This is a genomic window from Pantoea sp. PSNIH1, assembly GCF_007680655.1.
GTDB lineage: Bacteria > Pseudomonadota > Gammaproteobacteria > Enterobacterales > Enterobacteriaceae > Pantoea > Pantoea eucrina.
In genome coordinates this window covers 59691-79039 of record NZ_VEIP01000004.1, presented here as the reverse complement: position 1 = coordinate 79039, position 19349 = coordinate 59691, and the positions used below count along the sequence as shown (strand labels likewise).

The 19349-nt window shown below is 56.0% G+C and carries 16 protein-coding genes; 11 read left to right on the top strand and 5 right to left on the bottom strand.

Going from position 1 to position 19349, the window contains the following annotated elements:
• Positions 1-474: 474 nt before the first annotated feature.
• The 3 genes from FS690_RS11825 to FS690_RS11815 form a co-directional block, all read right to left on the bottom strand.
• Positions 475-1275, bottom strand: coding sequence for a MetQ/NlpA family ABC transporter substrate-binding protein (locus FS690_RS11825; protein ID WP_040113501.1), 801 nt, complete (start codon positions 1273-1275; stop codon positions 475-477).
• Positions 1276-1382: 107 nt separating this feature from the next.
• Positions 1383-2168, bottom strand: coding sequence for an MBL fold metallo-hydrolase (locus FS690_RS11820; protein WP_145339660.1), 786 nt, complete (start codon positions 2166-2168; stop codon positions 1383-1385).
• A gap of 34 nt (positions 2169-2202) precedes the next feature.
• Positions 2203-2535, bottom strand: coding sequence for a gamma-glutamylcyclotransferase family protein (locus FS690_RS11815; RefSeq protein WP_040113499.1), 333 nt, complete (start codon positions 2533-2535; stop codon positions 2203-2205).
• 183 nt (positions 2536-2718) lie between these two features.
• Here FS690_RS11815 and FS690_RS11810 point away from each other — a divergent pair, with 183 nt between their 5' ends.
• From FS690_RS11810 to FS690_RS11765, 10 genes are all read left to right on the top strand, one after another.
• The gene (locus tag FS690_RS11810; RefSeq protein ID WP_040113498.1) at positions 2719-3693 is read left to right on the top strand and encodes an XdhC family protein; all 975 of its coding nucleotides are present in this window, start codon (positions 2719-2721) and stop codon (positions 3691-3693) included.
• A gap of 185 nt (positions 3694-3878) precedes the next feature.
• Positions 3879-4367 carry a (2Fe-2S)-binding protein gene (locus FS690_RS11805; RefSeq protein ID WP_071668343.1) on the top strand — a complete coding sequence of 163 codons (489 nt, stop codon included), beginning with the start codon at positions 3879-3881 and terminating at the stop codon, positions 4365-4367.
• Positions 4364-5356: a xanthine dehydrogenase family protein subunit M gene (locus FS690_RS11800; protein WP_040113496.1), complete on the top strand. Its 993-nt coding sequence runs from the start codon at positions 4364-4366 to the stop codon at positions 5354-5356. Before FS690_RS11805 ends, FS690_RS11800 begins: the two co-directional genes overlap by 4 nt.
• Positions 5357-5368: 12 nt before the next feature.
• Entirely contained in the window at positions 5369-7630 is a 2262-nt protein-coding gene (locus tag FS690_RS11795) for a xanthine dehydrogenase family protein molybdopterin-binding subunit (RefSeq protein WP_145339659.1), read from the top strand.
• 53 nt (positions 7631-7683) lie between these two features.
• The gene (locus FS690_RS11790) at positions 7684-8106 is read left to right on the top strand and encodes a thiol-disulfide oxidoreductase DCC family protein (RefSeq protein ID WP_145339658.1); all 423 of its coding nucleotides are present in this window, start codon (positions 7684-7686) and stop codon (positions 8104-8106) included.
• Positions 8107-8528: 422 nt separating this feature from the next.
• Entirely contained in the window at positions 8529-9242 is a 714-nt protein-coding gene (locus tag FS690_RS11785) for a bacteriorhodopsin (RefSeq protein WP_145339657.1), read from the top strand.
• On the top strand, positions 9239-10051 hold the full coding sequence (locus tag FS690_RS11780) for a beta-carotene 15,15'-dioxygenase, Brp/Blh family (RefSeq protein WP_104085651.1): 813 nt from the start codon (positions 9239-9241) through the stop codon (positions 10049-10051). Before FS690_RS11785 ends, FS690_RS11780 begins: the two co-directional genes overlap by 4 nt.
• Before the next feature lie 370 nt (positions 10052-10421).
• Positions 10422-11615, top strand: coding sequence for a formaldehyde dehydrogenase, glutathione-independent (gene fdhA, locus FS690_RS11775; RefSeq protein ID WP_071668338.1), 1194 nt, complete (start codon positions 10422-10424; stop codon positions 11613-11615).
• Positions 11616-11872: 257 nt separating this feature from the next.
• Positions 11873-12151, top strand: coding sequence for a type II toxin-antitoxin system RelE/ParE family toxin (locus FS690_RS11770; protein ID WP_145339656.1), 279 nt, complete (start codon positions 11873-11875; stop codon positions 12149-12151).
• Positions 12151-12456 (top strand): HigA family addiction module antitoxin, encoded by a 306-nt coding sequence (locus FS690_RS11765; protein ID WP_040113493.1) that lies wholly within the window; start codon positions 12151-12153, stop codon positions 12454-12456. Before FS690_RS11770 ends, FS690_RS11765 begins: the two co-directional genes overlap by 1 nt.
• A gap of 478 nt (positions 12457-12934) precedes the next feature.
• Here FS690_RS11765 and FS690_RS11760 read toward each other — a convergent pair whose 3' ends face one another.
• On the bottom strand, positions 12935-13666 hold the full coding sequence (locus tag FS690_RS11760) for a YoaK family protein (protein WP_145339655.1): 732 nt from the start codon (positions 13664-13666) through the stop codon (positions 12935-12937).
• A 297-nt stretch (positions 13667-13963) separates the two neighbouring features.
• On the bottom strand, positions 13964-16666 hold the full coding sequence (gene malT / locus FS690_RS11755; protein WP_071668334.1) for an HTH-type transcriptional regulator MalT: 2703 nt from the start codon (positions 16664-16666) through the stop codon (positions 13964-13966).
• Positions 16667-16941: 275 nt separating this feature from the next.
• On the opposite strand from malT, the gene malP reads away from it, so the two are divergent.
• Entirely contained in the window at positions 16942-19344 is a 2403-nt protein-coding gene (gene malP, locus FS690_RS11750) for a maltodextrin phosphorylase (protein ID WP_108569855.1), read from the top strand.
• Positions 19345-19349: the final 5 nt, after the last annotated feature.

Here is a 19349-nt window from a genome sequence, read left to right as displayed (position 1 = left end):
ATGTTTTTCAGCATGAACTAAGTGCCTGGCTTTATGTTCAGGCAGGGCAGGCGTGACGATATTTAAGGCAAATTCTGTTGGTTTTATAGACGTTGCGGGCGCAGAAGGCAAAAAAGCGAGGTGGCGATTTTTAACAGGATAAAATAACAGCGTGATCAAAAACAGGAAGGCATAACCCTGTTCTTTATCAGGTTTAAAGGTTAGCCGACTGTTATGACACTTATTTAATTTCCGGGCTTTACTATTGACTGGATCAGAATTCAAAAAACAGTTACAGGATTTAACCGGAGGATTATTTACCGTAACTGTGAAGCAATGCACAAAGCCGGATGCTGCATTTATCATGCCTGCTAATTAAAAAAGAGCGTGGCGGCCCGGACGGGACGCCACGGCAGATAGTTCAGAAGAGCAGTAAAACATAATAATGACGCGCTCTTCTCTTTCTCCGGAGAAGAGGCGTGGAGCAGGCAGCGTTTACCAGCCTTTGATAATATCGCCTTTATAAATCTCGTTGGCTTTATCCAGTACCGGCTGCGAGCGGAAGGCCTCTTTCAGTTTCTGCACGTTCGCACTCTCTTTATTATCTTCACGCGCCACAATGGCATTGACGTATGGCGATGCTTTACCTTCCATAAACATACCGTCGCGTGAGGCGGAGAGATTTACCAGCGCCGCAAAGTTGTTATTGATGATGGAAAGATAGACCTGCGGATCGTCCAGCGTGCGTGCCAGCTGCGGCGTATCAACTTCAACAAACTTCAGCTTTTTAGGATTAGCAGTGATATCCAGCGTGGTAGGCAGCAGACCCGCTTCAGGTTTCACTTTAATCAGGCCCTGCGCCTGCAGCAGCAGCAGGCTGCGACCCAGCGTGGTGGCTTCGTTTGACAGCGTGATCGTCGCGCCATCCGGCAGTTCGTTCAGGCTTTTAATTTTGCGGGAGTAGCCGGCAATCGGGAATACAAAGGTATTGGTGATTACCGCAAATTTATAACCGCGCTCTTTTGACTGCATCTCAAGATAGGGCAGACTCTGGAAGGCGTTTGCATCCACGTCTTTATTGTAGAGCGCCTCGTTGGGCTGCACATAATCGTTAAACGCAATCACCTCAACATCCAGCTTATATTTGTCATGGGCGACCTGCTTCACTGTCTGCCAGAGCTGTTCATCCGGGCCGCTGTTGATCGCAACTTTGATTTTTTCGTCGTTATTATTGTCGCAGGCGCTAAGCAGCGTAACAGAAGCGGCCAGCAGCGCGGTCAGTAAATGTTTTTTCATGTTTGCAGCATCCTTATTCTTGTCAGCCCCGGACTATAATATGCGTCCAGACGTCTGTACATCCATAATTTACAGGTGGCTTATGCTTTTACTGCATAAGTTATGCGCTACTTCAGGCAGTTGAGATAGCGCTGCGCGGAACGTGCGACGGCGCTATCGGCATCCTGCAGGATCTCACGGCCGTCAAATGCGCCGTAAAGCTGGGCAAAATGCCGGTTCTGCAACCGCTGCATCATGTCGCGCACCACCCGGGCAGAGAGCGGCAGCATATTGGGATAGCTCCACATAAACGAGACGGCATCCGTGCCTGGCGTTACCTGCAAAATATCGCCACTCAGCATTACCCCCGAATCACGCTGCCAGTGCAGCACCGTGCCACCGGCAAAATGGCCGCCAAGACGCAGCAGCGTGATGCCTGGCAGCAGGGCATGCTCCTCCTCCTGCCATAAACGGATCCACGGGCTGTCGCGCATAATCCACGCTTTGTCGCTGGCGTGCAGCCAGACGGGGGCGCTGAAAGCGGCGGCCCAGTCCTGCATCGTGGTGTAGTAGTGGGGATGGGAGATGGCTATCGCCTGCACGCCTCCCAGCGCATGGATCAGCGTTTCGGTGGCGTCATCCAGATGAGCGATGCAGTCCCAGAGAATATTGCCGTGCGGGGTACAGAGCAGAAAAGCGCGCTGATTAATACCAAATGCCGGCAGGCTCTGCAGCGAAAGCAGTCCGGGCAGGTGCTGCTGCCATCGGTTGGTATGTGCGGCGCGTAAATCCGCCTGCGCTATCCAGCGCTGTCCGCCTGGCGGAATAAACTGGCGCTCATCTTCACAGACGGGACAGCGCCGGGGAGCCGGTTCGGCGTAAGAGGTGCCGCAGGCAGTACAGAGCGTAATCATAATCTCTCCTTATCAGCTGATCCGATAAGGATAGTTACTCTGTCGCGGGCTGCAGCTCGTAAACCCAGGCGCTAATCTGCTCACCCCGGTCGGTGGTCACGGCGACCGGCACGCGATCGTATCCCTCTTCAAACGCGTCGAGCATCGGCCAGTGCGCGTCGAGATGCGGCGAGAAAAACAGATAGCCCGGTACGCGCGCGCCCTCCGGTGAGAGCACCACGCCGGGAAAGTCCGCGGCAGCGCCCCAGCCCCGCGCATAATAGGTGCCGCTGACGCTGCCGGCCAGCCACTCGCCGCCTATCTGCTCCAGAAGCCAGGCGTTATCGTGCCCGGGCTGCAGCGTACCGTAGACAAACAGAGGTTTCATACCACTCCTGTAAAGGGTTGCGTTATACGAACCGGCTATTGTGACGCAGCGGGCGGGGCCGGTAAACGTCACGGGCGGGAAAAATTTCGCGCCGATTAGACGAAACGCCAAATGTGACATTTACTCATAGGAAGATTCAGGTCCCTGCAGGTAAAAAAGGGGGACATTACGACGGAGCAATTCATGTATCACCTTGATGTGCAGGTTCTTGAAACCGCGCAGCACTGGGCAGAAGCACATCCGGTATGGCTTTGTACCGTACTGAGCACCTTTGGCTCCTCGCCGCGTCCGCCGGGCGCCATGATGGCGATCCGCGCCGATGGACACTTCTGCGGCTCGCTCTCCGGCGGCTGTGTGGAGGAGGATTTTCGCCAGCGCATAGCAGCAGATGCTTTCAGCGAGGCGAGCGCTGTTGTGCGCTATGGCGATGGCGGGCTGACGCCTGACCGGGCACTGCCATGCGGCGGCGTGCTGGATATTCTGGTGGAAAAGCTGCCGCAAGGAGCGGCATCCATTCACTATCTGCGTCAGATGCACGATGCGCTGGTTCGGGCCGAAGCCATCAGTAAAACGCTGCTGCTGCCGCACCCCTGCGCCGGCATAGAGACGCACCCCTATACGCAGCAGACCGCAGCGCACATTACTGGCAACCAGGTTACGCTGACGCTCTCTGCGCCGCCGCGCCTGATTATCGCCGGTCTCTCCAGCGTAGGCATTTACTGCGCCAACTTTGCGCAGGCGCTGGGGTTTGAGACGCTGGTCTGCGAGCATCGCGATGAGGTGCTGGAGAATATGGGTGCGGAGTTACAGGCTGGCGTGCGGATTATACGCTGTTTTCCGGCCCGTTATCTGGAGCGTGAGGGGTGTCACAGCGCAACGGCGATTCTGTCACTGACCCACGATCCGCGAATCGATGACCTGACGATGATGGAAGCGGTGATGCTGCCGGCATTTTACCTCGGCGCGATGGGCTCGAAGCGCAACAGCAGCCGGCGGCTGTCGCGTCTGGCGGAGATCGCCGGACTGACCCCTGAGCAGCTGACGCGCATTCACGCGCCGGTGGGGCTGGATATTGGCAGCAAAACGCCGGCAGAAATCGCACTATCGATTATGGCGGACATTGTGCGCCATAAAAATGGCCTTGCAGCACGCCAGTAAGCCCGTTCCGGCAGCCATAGCCCTTTGCGCTATGGCATTTTTGCGCTAATCCCTCACAAAGTTTGTCCTTTTTTCTGACAACGCCTTCCGAAATGCGCTCAGCGTCTAGACTTAGCGGGTGCGCACGCTATTAAGAGATCCTAAACGCGCATCCCGATCGATTCTTTCACTATTGGAAATGAGCCATGTCAGAAAACATACAACTGCACCTCGAAGTCAATGGGCAGCCCATTGAACTTAGCGTCGACCCGCGCGTGACGCTGCTGGACGCGCTGCGTGAACACCTGACGCTGACCGGTACAAAAAAGGGCTGCGATCAGGGCCAGTGCGGCGCCTGTACCGTGCATATCAATGGCAAGCGGGTGCTGAGCTGCCTGACGCTGGCTGTACAGGCCAACGGGCAGCAGGTCACCACTATTGAAGGTCTGGCGCGACCTGATGGCACGCTGCATCCGGTTCAGGCGCGTTTTCTGGAGCATGACGCGTTTCAGTGCGGCTACTGCACGCCGGGGCAGATCATGTCTGCCGCCGCCTGCATTGCCGAAGGACATGCCGGATCTGCCGATGAGATCCGGGAATATATGAGCGGTAATCTTTGCCGCTGCGGTGCTTATCCTAATATCGTCGACGCTATTCAGCAGGCCGCCGCCGATCTCAGTTCGGAGGCGCGATGAATCCGTTTGACTACCTTGCGGCGAGCAGCCCTGAACAGGCGCTGCAGCAGAAGCAGCGTGCCAGCAGCCGGTTTCTGGCAGGGGGCACCACGCAGATTGACTTAATGAAATGTGACGTGGAACAGCCTGCAGCGCTGGTGGATATCAGCGGCCTGCAGGAGATGCGTGAAATTGCGTTCAGCTCTGACAGCCTGCGCATTGGCGCGCTGACGCGCATGAGTGAACTGGAGCATCACGCAGAGTGTCAGCGTGAAGCGCCGGCGATTTATCACAGCCTGTGGCAGGCGGCGTCGCCGCAGCTGCGTAACATGGCCACCATCGGCGGCAACCTGCTGCAGCGTACCCGCTGCGTTTACTTCCGCGATCCGCATACGTTCAGCGCCTGTAATAAGCGCAATCCGGGCTCGGGCTGCGCCGCGCTGGAGGGCATTAACGGCAACCACGCCATTCTGGGTACCAGTGACAGCTGTATTGCGGTTTATCCGGGTGATCTGGCTGTCGCACTGACCGCCTTTGATGCCGTGGTTATCGTGCGCAATGCCGCACAGCGGGAGCGCCGTATCCCGATCGATCAGTTCTATCTGCTGCCCGGCGATACGCCGCATCTCGAGCACGATCTCGCCAGCGATGAGATGATTATCGCGGTGGAACTGCCGCGCACCGCCGCGCTGAAACATTCGCACTACCTGAAGGTGCGCGATCGCAGCTCGTATGAGTTTGCTGCCGCCAGCGCTGCTGTCGGTATTGAGCTGGATGGCGACCGGATCCGCGACGTGCGTATCGCCGTCGGCGGCGTGGCGACAAAACCCTGGCGGGCGCAGCAGGTGGAAGGGGCGCTGCGCGGCCAGCCGTTTGATGAACAGACGCTGCGTCGTGCCGCAGAGCGTATCGTGCAGGATGCGAAAACCCTGCCGCAGAATCAGCACAAAAAAGTGCTGACACCGCGCGTGATTGCACGTGCACTACTTCAGGCTGGCGGCAAGGCGTAACGGGGAAATTGTATGGACAAGCAGGAACAGAACTATCAGGCACTCGGTGCCGGACGCAGTCGGGGCGACGGCGTGGTGAAAGTCACCGGCGCCGCGCGCTATGCAGCGGAGTATCAGCCTGAGAATATGCTATATGGCGTGGTGGTGCAGTCCACTATCGCCAGCGGCCGGATGACGGATATTGACACCGCAGAGGCGGAACAGCAGCCTGGCGTAGTGGCGATTTATACCCATCTCAATCCGCTGAAGATCAACAAGCCCACCGCCATTGCTGACGGCGGCGCGGCGCAGTCTACCTACACACCGCTGCAGGATGACAAAATCATTCATAACGGTCAGAACATCGGGCTGGTGGTGGCAGAAACGTTTGAGCAGGCGACCTGGGCTGCCAGCCTCGTGAAAGTGCGCTATGAGGAAGCGAAGCCGCTGGTCTGGATGGACGATCCGGCAGCAGAGCGCCAGGAGAGCGCTACCGTTGAAATGGGTAATGCGCAGCAGGCGATGGCGCAGGCAGAAGTGAAAATCAAAAGCTGCTACGCCACACCGCGTGAATATAACATGCCGATGGAACCGCACGCCTGCATCGCCTCATGGCAGGATAATGCGCTCACGGTATGGGAGCCAAGCCAGTGGGTGATGGGAGCACAGACTGAAATAGCTGAATGGCTCGGCATTGAGAAGCAGCAGGTTCGGGTGATTTCTCCCTATGTGGGCGGCGGTTTTGGATCAAAACCTGTGCCCTATACCCATGTGGCGCTGGCCTGCGTGGCATCGCGCGCGCTGACGCGTCCGGTGAAAGTGGCGCTGTCGCGCCCGCAGACCTTTACCGGACTGGGCGGTCGTCCGGCGACGCAGCAGACTATTGAGATGGGTGCCGCACAGGATGGAAAACTGCTGGCGATCCTGCATGAAGGACTGAGCGATACCTCGCTCATTGACACGTTCGCGGAAGGGACGAACAAAGTCACCGGACGTATCTACGATGTGCCAAACGTCTATTCGCGTCATTATGTGGCTGCTATCAACACCGTTACGCCAGGATGGATGCGTGCGCCCGGCGAGAACCCGAGCGCGTTCGGACTTGAGGTGGCGATGGATGAGATGGCCTATGCGCTGGGTATCGATCCGCTGGAGCTGCGTCTGCGCAACTATGCAGAACAGGATCCGCAGGAAAATCTGCCGTGGAGTACGCGCCGTCTGAAAGAGGCTTACAGCGCAGCGGCTGAAGCGTTCGGCTGGAAAGATCGCACTATGGCACCGCGCTCAATGCGCGAAGGCCGCGAGCTGATAGGCTGGGGCATGGCAACGGCAACCTATCCGGTAAACAAAGCCCCGGCTGAGGCGCGCCTGATCCTCAACAGTCAGGGTGAGCTGGTGGTGCAGAGTGCAGGTGCTGATATCGGCACCGGAACCTACACCATTCTGGCGCAGACTGCGGCAGAAGTGCTCTGTCTTGACTCTACCCGCATTAAAGTTGAACTGGGTGATACCCGGCTGCCGCGTGCCGGCGTGGCGGGCGGTTCGCAGCTGGCCGGCAACCTGACCGGTGCCGTGCATAAGACGGCGGTGGCGCTGCGTGACCGGCTCTACGCGCTGGCAGGTGCTTCTTCCGATGCTCCGTTCCCGCAGACCGACGCTGAACAGCTGACGCTCTGCGCGGGAGGCGTGTGCCTGAAAGGTCAGCCGGAGCGTGCGGTGCCGCTGGGCGATCTGGTGCGGCTGAGCGGTGAAGAGACGCTGGCGGTAACGGACGGTACCTTTAAGCCGGACGAAAGTGCAGAGGAGCGTGATAAAGCGGTGCACTCGATGTCGAGAATGACCACGCCGGAAGAATTTTCTTCACACAGCTGGGGTGCCCAGTTTGTTGAAGTGCGCGTTGACGAGGATTTCGGTACGGTGCGCGTCAGACGTATGGTCTCTGCCTTTGACAGCGGACGGCTTTATAATCCGAAACTGGCGCGCAGCCAGTGGATTGGCGGAATGGTGATGGGGCTCGGGCAGGCGCTGCTGGAGGGTGGAGCGGTCGATCCGCGTAACGCCCGCATCGTGAACAATAATCTCGCCGATTATCTGATTGCGGTTAACGCTGACGTACCGGAAATTATCACTATCGACGTGGGTGAGCCGGATCATCACGCCACGCTGATGGGCGGAAAAGCCGTGGGCGAACTGGGTATTGTGGGTATGGCTGCGGCCATCAGTAATGCTGTTTATCACGCAACCGGCAAGCGCATTCGCGATCTGCCGCTTTCCCTGGAGAAGTTGATCGATTAATGCAGGCTGGCGGCGTCAGGAGGATGCCGCCGCTTCATCCCGTGGGCGCTTACATGACTATTCCCTATCTCAGGCCTGGTGAACAGGTAGTGCTTTACGACGGCGTGTGCAAACTCTGCAATGGCTGGGTGGCATTTTTGCTGCGACACCGGCTGGATCGGCGGGTACGGTTTGCCACCGTGCAGAGTGAGGAGGGCAAAACGTTGCTGCGTCATGTCAGCATGCCCGTTGACGATATCCGCACCATCGCGCTGATTGGTGAAAACGGACACTGGCTGCGCGCCCAGGCAATCTGTCGCGTAATGAAAAACCTTCACAGTCGCTGGCGTATTTTTGCGCTGCTGCGTTATTTCCCCGATGCGGTAAGCAACGCGATATATAACCTTATTGCCCGCAACCGCTATCGCCTTTTTGGCCGCTATGACGACGTTAAGCACCTCTCTCCCGACTTCCCCGAAAGGTTTATTGCACGCTAAAGCAGCGTTATTGCTTTGATAGCAGAAAATGAAAATCAGAGATGCAGGTAAATAAATTTCCTGCATCAATCCCTTTTGTGCACTACATCAGGCTGGTGCAGCAGCATCTATTTATATTTTTGATTTTAAAGTAAATTAATTAACTTTCTGTTTCATTAAACCGCAAGTGTCTATTTTGTATACTCTTCTTTACATAAAAAATTACATTTTATGCCTGATTAAAAACAAATAATGTCCCGCGGAGGACGATACTTTTTTCCAGTTCTTTCTACTGAAGACCATCATGGCTTTGAATAATGGCATAATACAAATAGCGCCATATACTTTAAGCGTATTCTCTCCCGGAATATAACATTACCTTTTAATTTTCTATGGCAGCGCAGCGGGCGTGATAATGACGCCGCTGTACAGGAGCAATCAACATGGATCAGACTGCATTTATCATTGGATTTTCAGTGATGGCGCTTGCATCACTGGCGATTTACGCCACCGGCAGTAAAACGTTTCCCTCCCGTCACCACACCCTGATGCATGCATCAGTGCCTTTTATTGCCGCTACGGCGTATCTGGCAATGGCGTTTGGCTATGGCAACCTCACCCTGGACAGCGGCACGACGGTCTATATGGCGCGTTATGCTGACTGGTCTGTGACCACGCCGATTCTGCTGGCGGGGCTGGTTATGCTGGCCTTTCATGAGCATGGCAAGCCAGGCGAGATGGGTGGCTTTCTGACCGCTATTATCGTGCTGGATGTGATGATGATTGTGACCGGTCTTGTCTCCTCGCTGGCGGAAACCGCAGCAGGAAAATGGGTCTGGTATTTCTGGTCCTGCGCTGCATTCCTCGGCGTGATCTATCTGCTGTGGGGACCGCTGCGTACGATGGCGGCGGAGCGGGGCAGCGCACTGGCAGGCGCCTACAACAAAAACGTGGCGCTGCTGACGGTGGTCTGGTTTATCTATCCGGTGGTATTTCTGATCGGGCCGGAAGGGCTGAAGATCATTTCTGATCCTGCTTCAATCTGGGCATTTCTGATTCTCGATATTATCGCCAAAGTTTTCTACGCCTTTTACGCGGCGGCGAATCTGGAAAAAGCGTTGCGCTACGCAAAACGCGATGGTGCCGTGCGGGTATGATCCTGCGGCAGCATACCGGCTGGCTGACGCTCTGGGGGGCAGCTCTGGCTGCCTCTTTCAGCCCGCTGCCGGTTCAGCTGCTGTTTGCCGTCGTGGCCATTGGCATTATCGGCATGGCGCACGGTGCAAGCGATCTTGAGATTGTCAGGCGCGAACAGCAGTGCGCTTTTCTGGCAGGTTACGGCGTAGTGATTGTGCTGTGCCTGTTCTGGTGGCACTGGCGTCCGGCAATCGCGCTACCGGGCTTTCTGCTCGCCTCTGCCATCCATTTTGCGCTGGAAGATGCGCCGCACGGCTCTCTGGCTGAACGACTGGCGCGCGGCATCAGTCTGATTGCAACGCCTGCCGCGCTGCATCTGACAGCGTACAGAACGATTTTACATCAGGCCGGGCTGGCATCTGCCATGCCGGATAGCGTGACTGCGGGTCTGGCTATAGCGGGCGGCTTTACCGCCGCAGCGCTGTTGCTGACAGGCATTGTACGGCGCGACAGGCGTCTGCTGGCCGGGACGCTGGCATTGCTGCTTCTGCCGCCTTTTGTCGGTTTTTCTGTAGGCTTTCTGATCCTGCATGCGCTACCGCAGACCCGCGAACGGCGCGATTTGCTGGGGTTCAGACATTACGCTGACTACCTGCGTGCCGTCTGGCCGGTGCTGACGGCAGCTATTTTGCTGGCGGTACTGATCATGTTTATGATGCAGCCCACCGATACCGCCGGCGTGCGTTCACTGTTTGCCGCGCTGGCCGCGCTCGCTATCCCGCATTTACTGATCACGCCGTGGTTTGAGAAACCGCCGCACCGTAAATAATGCGTGCCATTCATTACGCTATCTTCTATTCAAATATAAGCAGGAAATGGCAGGTGAGATAATAATAATTCCCTGCCCGAATAACTGTTTTAATTAATAGCGTATCACTGTGCGACATTGTACTGTCAGTTTGCGACATAACGCGGATATTTCAAAATTAATATATTTATCTACATGTATTTAATGGGTTTTCCTGTATAGCCACTTGTTGCATTCATGAAGCCAGTCACAACTCCGGCACGCGTAATCCATTCCCTGTTTAATTACGCACTATTGCGTATTAGATTTAACGCGTCATCACTCTTTATTATCTTACGGTTTCGTAAGTGTCCGGCAGTTAATGTGCATATCAACATATAATGGAGATTTTATGGGCGCAAATTCCAACCGCGGTGTGGTGTATCAGGGGCCAGGTAAAGTCGAGGTGCAGGATATTGCCGATCCGGTCTTTGCTAATCCGGCCGGCAAGAAGATTGGGCACGCCGTGATCCTGAAAGTGCTCTCCACCAATATCTGTGGCTCAGATCAGCATATGGTGCGCGGACGTACCACCGCGCCTGCGGGTATGGTGCTCGGCCATGAAATTACCGGTGAAATTATCGAAAAGGGCGCTGACGTTGAGATGCTTAACGTCGGTGATATTGTCTCTGTGCCGTTTAACGTTGCCTGCGGGCGCTGCCGGTGCTGCCGTGAACTCGATACCGGCGTCTGCCTGACAGTCAATCCGGCACGCGCGGGCGGCGCGTTTGGCTATGTTGATATGGGCGGCTGGGTAGGCGGGCAGGCGAAATATGTGATGGTGCCCTATGCGGACTTTAACCTGCTGAAATTCCCTGACCGTGACCAGGCACTGGCGAAGATTCTGGATCTGACCATGCTGTCTGACATTTTACCGACCGGGTTTCACGGCGCGATCAACGCGGGTGTGGGCGTCGGCTCAACCACCTATGTTGCAGGCGCCGGTCCGGTTGGCCTGGCCGCGGCGGCCTCAGCACAGATCCTCGGTGCGGCGGTGGTGATGGTAGGTGACTTCAACAAAGAGCGTCTGGAGCACGCCAGGAAAATGGGCTTTGTGCCGATCGACCTGAGTCAGCATGACCGCCTGGGAGAGATGGTTGCGCAGGTCACTGGTACGCCGGAAGTCGATTCAGCTATCGACGCCGTCGGATTTGAAGCGCGCGGCCATTCCGGCAAGGAGCAGCCGGCGGTGGTGCTGAATCAGATGATGGAGATCACCCGCGTGGCCGGTAATATCGGCATTCCGGGTCTGTATGTGACGGAAGATCCGGGCGCGCACGATAAATCAGCACAGGAAGGCTCCCTGAGCCTGAAGTTTGGTCTCGGCTGGTCTAAAGCGCAGTCGTTCCATACCGGGCAAACCCCGGTGGTACGTTACAACCGGCAGCTGATGAACGCCATCCTGCACGATCGTTTGCCGATTGCGAAAATCGTTAATGCCAAAGTGATCCCGCTTGAAGAAGCGGCGCAGGGGTACGCTCAGTTTGACGCCGGCGTTGCCGCCAAATATGTGCTGGATCCGCACGGCATGCTGACGGCAAAATAGTCTGGTGCAGATAAACTTATCCGGCAAGGTGTAAGGCACGCGCGAATATGCGCTGTGCCTTACACGCGTTTAAGTGCGCATAATCATGATTATGTTAAATGAACTATCTTTTTAGTTCATCTGTAGCCCCGCTAGTCCAGACAATTATTCTCCCTTTTTATCTTAACGTTCATCTCTTAAATTACACGCCATGAGATGTTGCTTACCATGCAACACATGCTATAGTGTTCCCTGTTAAGCAACACTGGGATACAAGGATGATCAAAACCTGGCTACATAAAGGACTTGAAGAATTTTATACAACCGGCCCTACCCGCAAGATTAACGCAGCTCATGAGAAGCGGCTACGTATGCGCCTGAGGGTAATTGACCTGGCTGAGAAAATTGAGGATATGAACCTTAGTGGCTACAGGTTGCATCCTCTTAAAGGTGACAGACAAGGTATCTGGTCTATCACGGTGACAGGAAACTGGCGAATCACTTTTGAATTCAAAGATGGTGACGCCTGTATTCTGAATTATGAGGATTATCATTAATGACTATGCACAACCCCCCGCACGCGGGTGAAATCATTGCCGATATTATGGAAGATCTTCAGATCGGTATCAGAGAACTGGCGCGTGCTTTAGCTGTAGCCCCCTCTACCGCTTCAAGAATAGTATCGGGAGCAACGGCGGTAACGCCAGAGATGGCGATCAAATTATCGGCCGTGATTGGCAGTACGCCTGCGATGTGGCTGCGCATTCAGGCCGCTTATGATTTAGAGCGGGCAGCCAAAACTGTTGACCTCTCGGTTCTGAATACCAGCTTCAAGCCTGACCCGCTGCAGGGTGTCAACTGAAGCCTGTGGGCAACGTGAGCAGCTGGTGTTAATTGCTCATTACACTCCGTTATCACGCGCGCCGTTTCACTGAAGGCAAGAGCTTAAGCAGAACGATATATGTGGAACACGATATCTTTCTTCAGTTGCCACCTGCCTGCGGATGAACGCTGCAGGGAAAATCATTCGCGCGCGGCGTGTGTGTCCCGATACCTTACCGATTATGTTTGAATACTCCCCGCGTAGTGCTCAGTGAGAACAACGGCTGTCACTGCTAATGATCTTTTATGTACATAAGTTCATATAATGGGACTTATATGAACTTATAAAGAGGGTATTGACGGGAGTTGTGATGATTGGCGTGGTGCTTCAGCTCAAAAAACCGGCGTCGCTACGTGAATTCTGCAGGTATTGCAGCACTGGTTACCCTGCAGAATTCACCCAGCGTTGCCGGTTTTATCAGCAAAAAACAGCACCGAGTGCTGTGTAGTTTGTCGGGTTACCAGAAACGCACGCCGGTAAGATGTAGCGTACGGGCGATGCCGCCTGCGGCAATCAGCGAAAGCGCGATCCCCAGCATAGCCATTGCGTCAAAGCCAAAGTGCCGGAACAGTAAATACCCCGCCACGCAGCCGGTGAGGAAAGAGAAGATGGTCACAAGATGGGTATAAAGAAGCTTGCGATGCAGATGGCGCTCCCCCGCTTCGCTGCTGCTGAACGTTGCCCGCAGAAACGAGCCCAGCGCAATACCGGCGTCGGTCAGCGTACCGGTTACGTGCGTTGAGCGGACGCGACCGGATGAAAGCTGAGTCGAGGTGGAATTATGGATCCCCATCAGCAGGCCGAGCGTGACGAGGATTTCACCGTTGTTGCGTTCGGAGTACCACAGGATCTCTACCACTGACGTCATCAGCAGAAGCAGCCCCTCGACGAAAAGCACCTGACAAAAAATGGTCCTGATATTGCGTTTAAGCCCCCAGGCAACCGTCAGGCGCGCGATCATTGATCCGGTAACAAATGCCAGAATTAAGCCGGCCAGAAACAGCAGATCCTGCAGATCGGAGCCTGAAACTTCAGCGGAGATTTGGGAGGTGTTACCGGTCATATGGGAGGGGAAAAAACCAAAAGCACCGAATGCCATGGCGTTAAGTATACCTGCAGTGGTCGCCAGCGTGAGCGCCAGCAGGCGATCTTCGCTGTGCGAACGTAACTTCTTTTTTCTCAGCAGCATCCTTCTCTTACCTCGCAGCGTTAAGGCACATAATATTAGCGTAGCGCACTATTCAGCATAGCGAAGTCTGGCCAGGACGCCTGTAACTAACTGCTTTCAATAGTTAATAATGTCAGAAAATGCAAATTCAGAGTGAGAGCCGGAATAACCCGCTTTTAGTGACGTTGTCACATAATACGGGCGATTCCGGCTATGGCGCTACTTATTTTCAAAAGTAATCTGCCGGCATCTGTCCCGGTGCAAGCGCACTGGTAAGGTATAGCGCGTAATACGGGATTGCGTATCGCTTAACGACGTTTACACATACCCCATTAGTCTCAACATCGACCGCGCTTCGTGCATGGCTTCATTGCGATGGGTCACTCCCAGCTTCTGATAGAGGTTGCGGATATGGGTTTTGATGGTGGTAGCGGCGACATCAAGCTCGCCGGCAATCTGCTCATTGCTGTAACCGGAATAGATCAGACCCAGCACCTGCCATTCGCGCTGCGTCAGTGGGCTGGTGCGGACCAGCTCCGGAACATCGGGGTGGTTGAGTAAACGGCTGACAAAGCCCTCATCAAAATGGGCAAATTTATGCCGGTGATACTTATTAATTTCGTGCAGGATGCGGCGGGCGCGATGTTCATCTATCTCTTCCAGCACCGAAAGCTGCAACAGCTGCCGCAGCTGCTGCGCCATGATCTCGCCCTCAATCACAAACTGACTCATAAACCCTGTACTGCGCGCCAGCTTCAGGGCGGCAATCAGCACCCGCTGTGCATCGGGTTTACGATTAGTCTGCCAGTAAAGCTGATTAAGCAGCAGCAGGTTGCTGTTAAAATCGCTGGTGAGCTGAAGCGTCCGGGCATTCTCATTCAGCTCATCCAGAATCACTTCCGCCTGAATCAGATCGCCCGCCAGAAGCTGTGCCCGCGCCACGTTACGCCACTGCTCCTGTAAGAAGTGATTATTGGCGCTGGCCGGCCGGGAGGTAACGCGCAGCCACTGACTGGCGCTGGCGCTATCCCCGGTCAGCTGCCAGTAAAGGATACGCGCTTTATCCGCGTTGGCGATCCAGTCGATATGCAGCGTGCCATTATTGAGCAGATTCTCCAGCCGGGTAATGTGCGACCGGGCATTATCCAGATTACCCCGCGCCAGCGAGCACTGGATCAGCAGTCCCAGACACTGGATCTGCTGCTGCGGAGGAAAGCCGCGCAGTACCTGCATACCACTGCGAGCCGCCTGTTCAGCTTCATCAAGCCGACCCCAGGCCCAGAATAGCTGCGCGCGAATGCGTAACAGAAACTCATGCAGCGGAAATTGTGCGAGATGCTGTTCGTGAACCAGACGAAACGCCTTTTCCTGCATCTCCCATGCCGATTGTAAAAATCCCTGCGCAAACAGAATCTCGCTCTGCTGGATCAGGCTCCAGAGAACGTAGTGCCAGGTCTCTTCTTGCCGCGCCATCTGCTCTGTCTGACGCATCAGCGCCAGTGAATCAGCCAGCTCTCCTTTACAGTGCATGACCTCACCGTGGACAGAGGTCGCGACAATGCGGCTGTAGCTTTTCGACGCCGGCAGCAGCTGCAGAGCAAGACGCGCCAGCTGCGCGGCCTCTTCCGCATTGCCATCGTTAATGGCCACCTGAGCGCGTATTGCGTGCAGCTCGCCCTGCAGAGAGGCATCCATCTCACAGCAGCGCTGCTGTTCAAACTGCGCCAGCAGGCTGTTAACTTCGGAAAAACGATGCTGGCTCTGCATCAGCCACGCCTGCAGCAGCACCAGCTCCGGGTTTTCCAGCAACAGTGGCCATGGCAGAACCCGCAGGGAAGACTCCAGCAGCGCCAGTTCGCTTTGATTAAACAGGGTCCAGGCGTGCTCCAGCAGCACGTCGCGCAGCATATCGGTATCACCCGAGGCCAGGGCATGGTGGATCGCCTCGCCCGGGAAACCCTGCCTCATCCAGCCTCGCGCCGCCGCACGATGCAGGGCCGGCAGCTCCGCGCTAAGCTCCCACTGACAGCGCTGGCGCAGAAAACTGCCAAACAGCGGATGGTAGCTGAACCACTCGCCCGCATTATCCATGCGCTGCAAAAACAGCCCCTGCCGCTCAATCTCCTCCAGCCGCATGCGGCCATTATCTTCACCCGTGACTGACGTCACGAGGGCATCATTCATCGAGCGCAGCAGCGCACTCTTCAGCAGGAACTGGCGGGTATCGGCATCGACAGTATCCAAAACCTCCTCAACCAGATAATCGGTGAGATGGCTGGCGTTGATGCCTGATAAACGGCGCGCGGAGTCCTGCGCTGAGCCTGCGCCCTGCCGGGCTGAGATAGCAATCAGCTGCAGTGCGGTCGCCCAGCCAGCCACATCATCACACAGCTGGTCGCTCTCTTCACCGGGCAGTGGCGCCTGCAGCCGGTTATCAAAAAATTGTTTAGCTTCATCGTGCGTAAAGGCGAGCTGCTGGCTGCTCAGCTCCAGCAGCTGTTCACGCACGCGCAGATTGGCGATGCCCAGCTGTGGCAGACCGCGCGACAGCACCACCAGGGTCAGATTTTCCGGCTGATGCTTCAGAAAAAAGCGCATCGCCTCATGAATAACCGGATTGGTAATATGATGGTAATCGTCAATAACCAGCCAGGCCGGACGCTGATAGTCAGCCAGCTCAATAAACAGCTGCGAGAAAAGCGCATTGAGATTAACGTAGTGCCGCTTTTGCGCCAGTGATTCACTGCGGCTGCAGCTGCCCTGAGTGGCCTGCTGCAGCGCAGCAATCAGATAGTCAGCAAACCGTTCCGGCTGATTATCCCCCTCATCCAGCGAATACCAGCCCAGGTCGCGCTTTTCTGCCGCCCACTGCGAAATCAGCGTGGTTTTACCGTACCCTGCGGGACTGGTAATCAGCACTAACCGGTAAACGGCGGCGGCATTCAGTTTCTGCAGCAGACGGCTACGGACCACCATGGCGTCATGGCGCACAGGACGACTCAGTTTTGACGGGATCAACATCGACGCACGCTCCTCCGTTAACGTCTGCGCAGTATTATTTTACGCTTCGTAATTATTCGACATACACGTTATCCATACGCCATCTTAATGCAAGCGAACTCAGCAGCGCGGCTTAACAAAAGCGAGGGGTATCACACTCCTGTCACGCTTTCGGAGTTTCCTTACCCTCTCCTCCCTCTCTATCCTCCTGCCTGAATAGTGCCGGGGAGGAGGAGATACACAACCGGCGCAGGCAAAATGCACGCTGACCTCTTCCTCTGACGGATGCTTAAGCCATGACCCAGTTACCTTTTGATTCCGACCGTTTTTCTGCTGCCCTGACGCGACAGTGGCAGCGCTTTGGCCTGCCCGACGCGCAGGCGATGAGCCGGCAGCAGTGGTGGCATGCCCTGAGCGGTGCGCTTGCCGAACTGCTGGCTGAACTGCCCGCGCAGCTGGCAGCGGGACCGCAGCGCCACGTTAACTATATTTCGATGGAGTTTCTCACCGGCCGTCTGACCGGCAATAACCTGCTTAACCTCGGCTGGTACCCGGCGCTGAACGATTTGCTGCAGCAACAGGGGCAGTCGCTGAGCGATGTGCTGGAACAGGAGATCGATCCGGCGCTGGGAAACGGCGGTCTGGGCCGCCTGGCCGCCTGTTTTCTCGATGCGATGGCAACCACGGGTCAGCCCGCTATCGGTTATGGCCTTAATTATCAGTACGGACTGTTCCGGCAGCATTTCAGCGACGGCGCGCAGCAGGAGCGGCCGGATGACTGGGGGCGAAATCGCTACCCCTGGTTTCGCCATAATGCGGCGCTGACGGTAACGGTTAATCTGGGCGGCAAGGTGAAAACTGAGCAGGGAAAAAACCGCTGGATCCCGGCGTTTCAGCTGCAGGGTGAGGCCTGGGATCTGCCGGTTGTGGGTTACCAGAACGGGGTGGTTCAGCCGCTGCGCCTGTGGCAGGCGAGCCACGCGCAGCCATTTGACCTGCAGCGGTTCAATAACGGCGATTTTTTGCGGGCGGAAAAGCAGGGCATTGATGCAGAGAAGCTGACTAAAGTGCTCTACCCTAACGATAACCATCAGGCGGGTAAGAAACTGCGCCTGATGCAGCAATATTTCCAGTGCGCCTGTTCGCTGGCGGATATTCTGCGCCGCCATCAGCAGGCGGGTCACGCTATTGACACGCTGGCCGATCGCGAAGTCATTCAGCTCAACGATACGCATCCCACTCTGGCGATTCCGGAACTGATGCGCCTGCTGCTGGATGAGTATGATTTCAGCTGGGAAAGCGCCTGGCAGCTGACGCAGCGCACCTTCGCCTATACCAACCACACGCTGATGCCGGAGGCGCTGGAGTGCTGGGATCTGACGCTGTTCCGTACCCTGCTGCCGCGCCACATAATGATTGTGAATGCCATCAATGCGGCACTTAAGCAGCAGGTTGAGGCGCAGTGGCCCGGTAATGCTGCCATCTGGGCCAGACTGGCGGTGGTGCATAATCATCAGGTGCGTATGGCTAACCTCTGCGTGGTGACCTGTTTTGCCGTTAACGGCGTTGCTGCCCTGCACTCAAAACTGGTGACAGAGGATCTTTTTCCGGAATATCACGCGCTCTGGCCGGCGAAATTCCACAATGTGACAAACGGCGTGACGCCGCGCCGCTGGATCAACCAGTGCAACCCGGCACTGGCTGCACTGATCGACCGCTCGCTGAATAAACCCTGGCTGACCGATCTCGACGCGCTGCGCGCGCTGGAGCCGCTGGCAGAGGACGCCTCATTCCGCGCAGAATATCGCGCCATCAAACAGCAGAACAAACGCGATCTGGCACAGTGGGTGGAACAGAAAACCGGCATTGTGATCAATCCGGACGCGCTGTTTGATGTACAGATAAAACGGCTGCATGAGTACAAGCGTCAGCATCTGATGCTACTGCATATTATTGCGCTGTGGCAGACGCTGGTCAGCGATCCGCAGGCCAACCTGGCGCCGCGCGTGATGCTGTTTGGCGCAAAAGCTGCACCTGGTTATGCGCTGGCCAAAAATATTATCTATGCCATTAACAAAGTTGCCATGACGATAAATGCTGACCCGCGCGTGGGCGATCGGCTGAAAGTGGTGTTTATCCCGGACTATAACGTCTCGGTCGCAGAAAGGCTGATCCCGGCGGCCGATCTCTCGGAACAGATCTCCACGGCCGGCAAAGAAGCGTCAGGCACCGGCAATATGAAACTGGCGCTGAACGGCGCCCTGACTATCGGTACGCTGGATGGCGCTAACGTGGAGATTGCCCGCGAGGTTGGCGACGAGAACATCTTTATCTTTGGCCATACCGTGGAGCAGGTCAGCGCGCTGAAGAGCGCGGGCTACGCCCCGGCAGTCTGGCGCAAAAAAGATAAACAGCTGCATCAGGTGCTGACGGCGCTGGAGGATGGGACGTTTAGCGACGGCGATTGCACGGCATTTGATGCGCTGGTGAAAAGTCTCGGGGCGGAGGGTGGCGATCCTTATCTGGTACTGGCCGATTTCCGTCACTATCTCAATGCGCAGCAGGATGCAGAAAAACGCTGGGCCGATAGTGAAGCCTGGACCCGCGCGGCGATCCTGAATACCGCACGCTGTGGCATGTTCAGCGCCGATCGCGCTATTCGTGACTATCAGCAACGAATCTGGCAGGCGGTGCGCTGAAGATG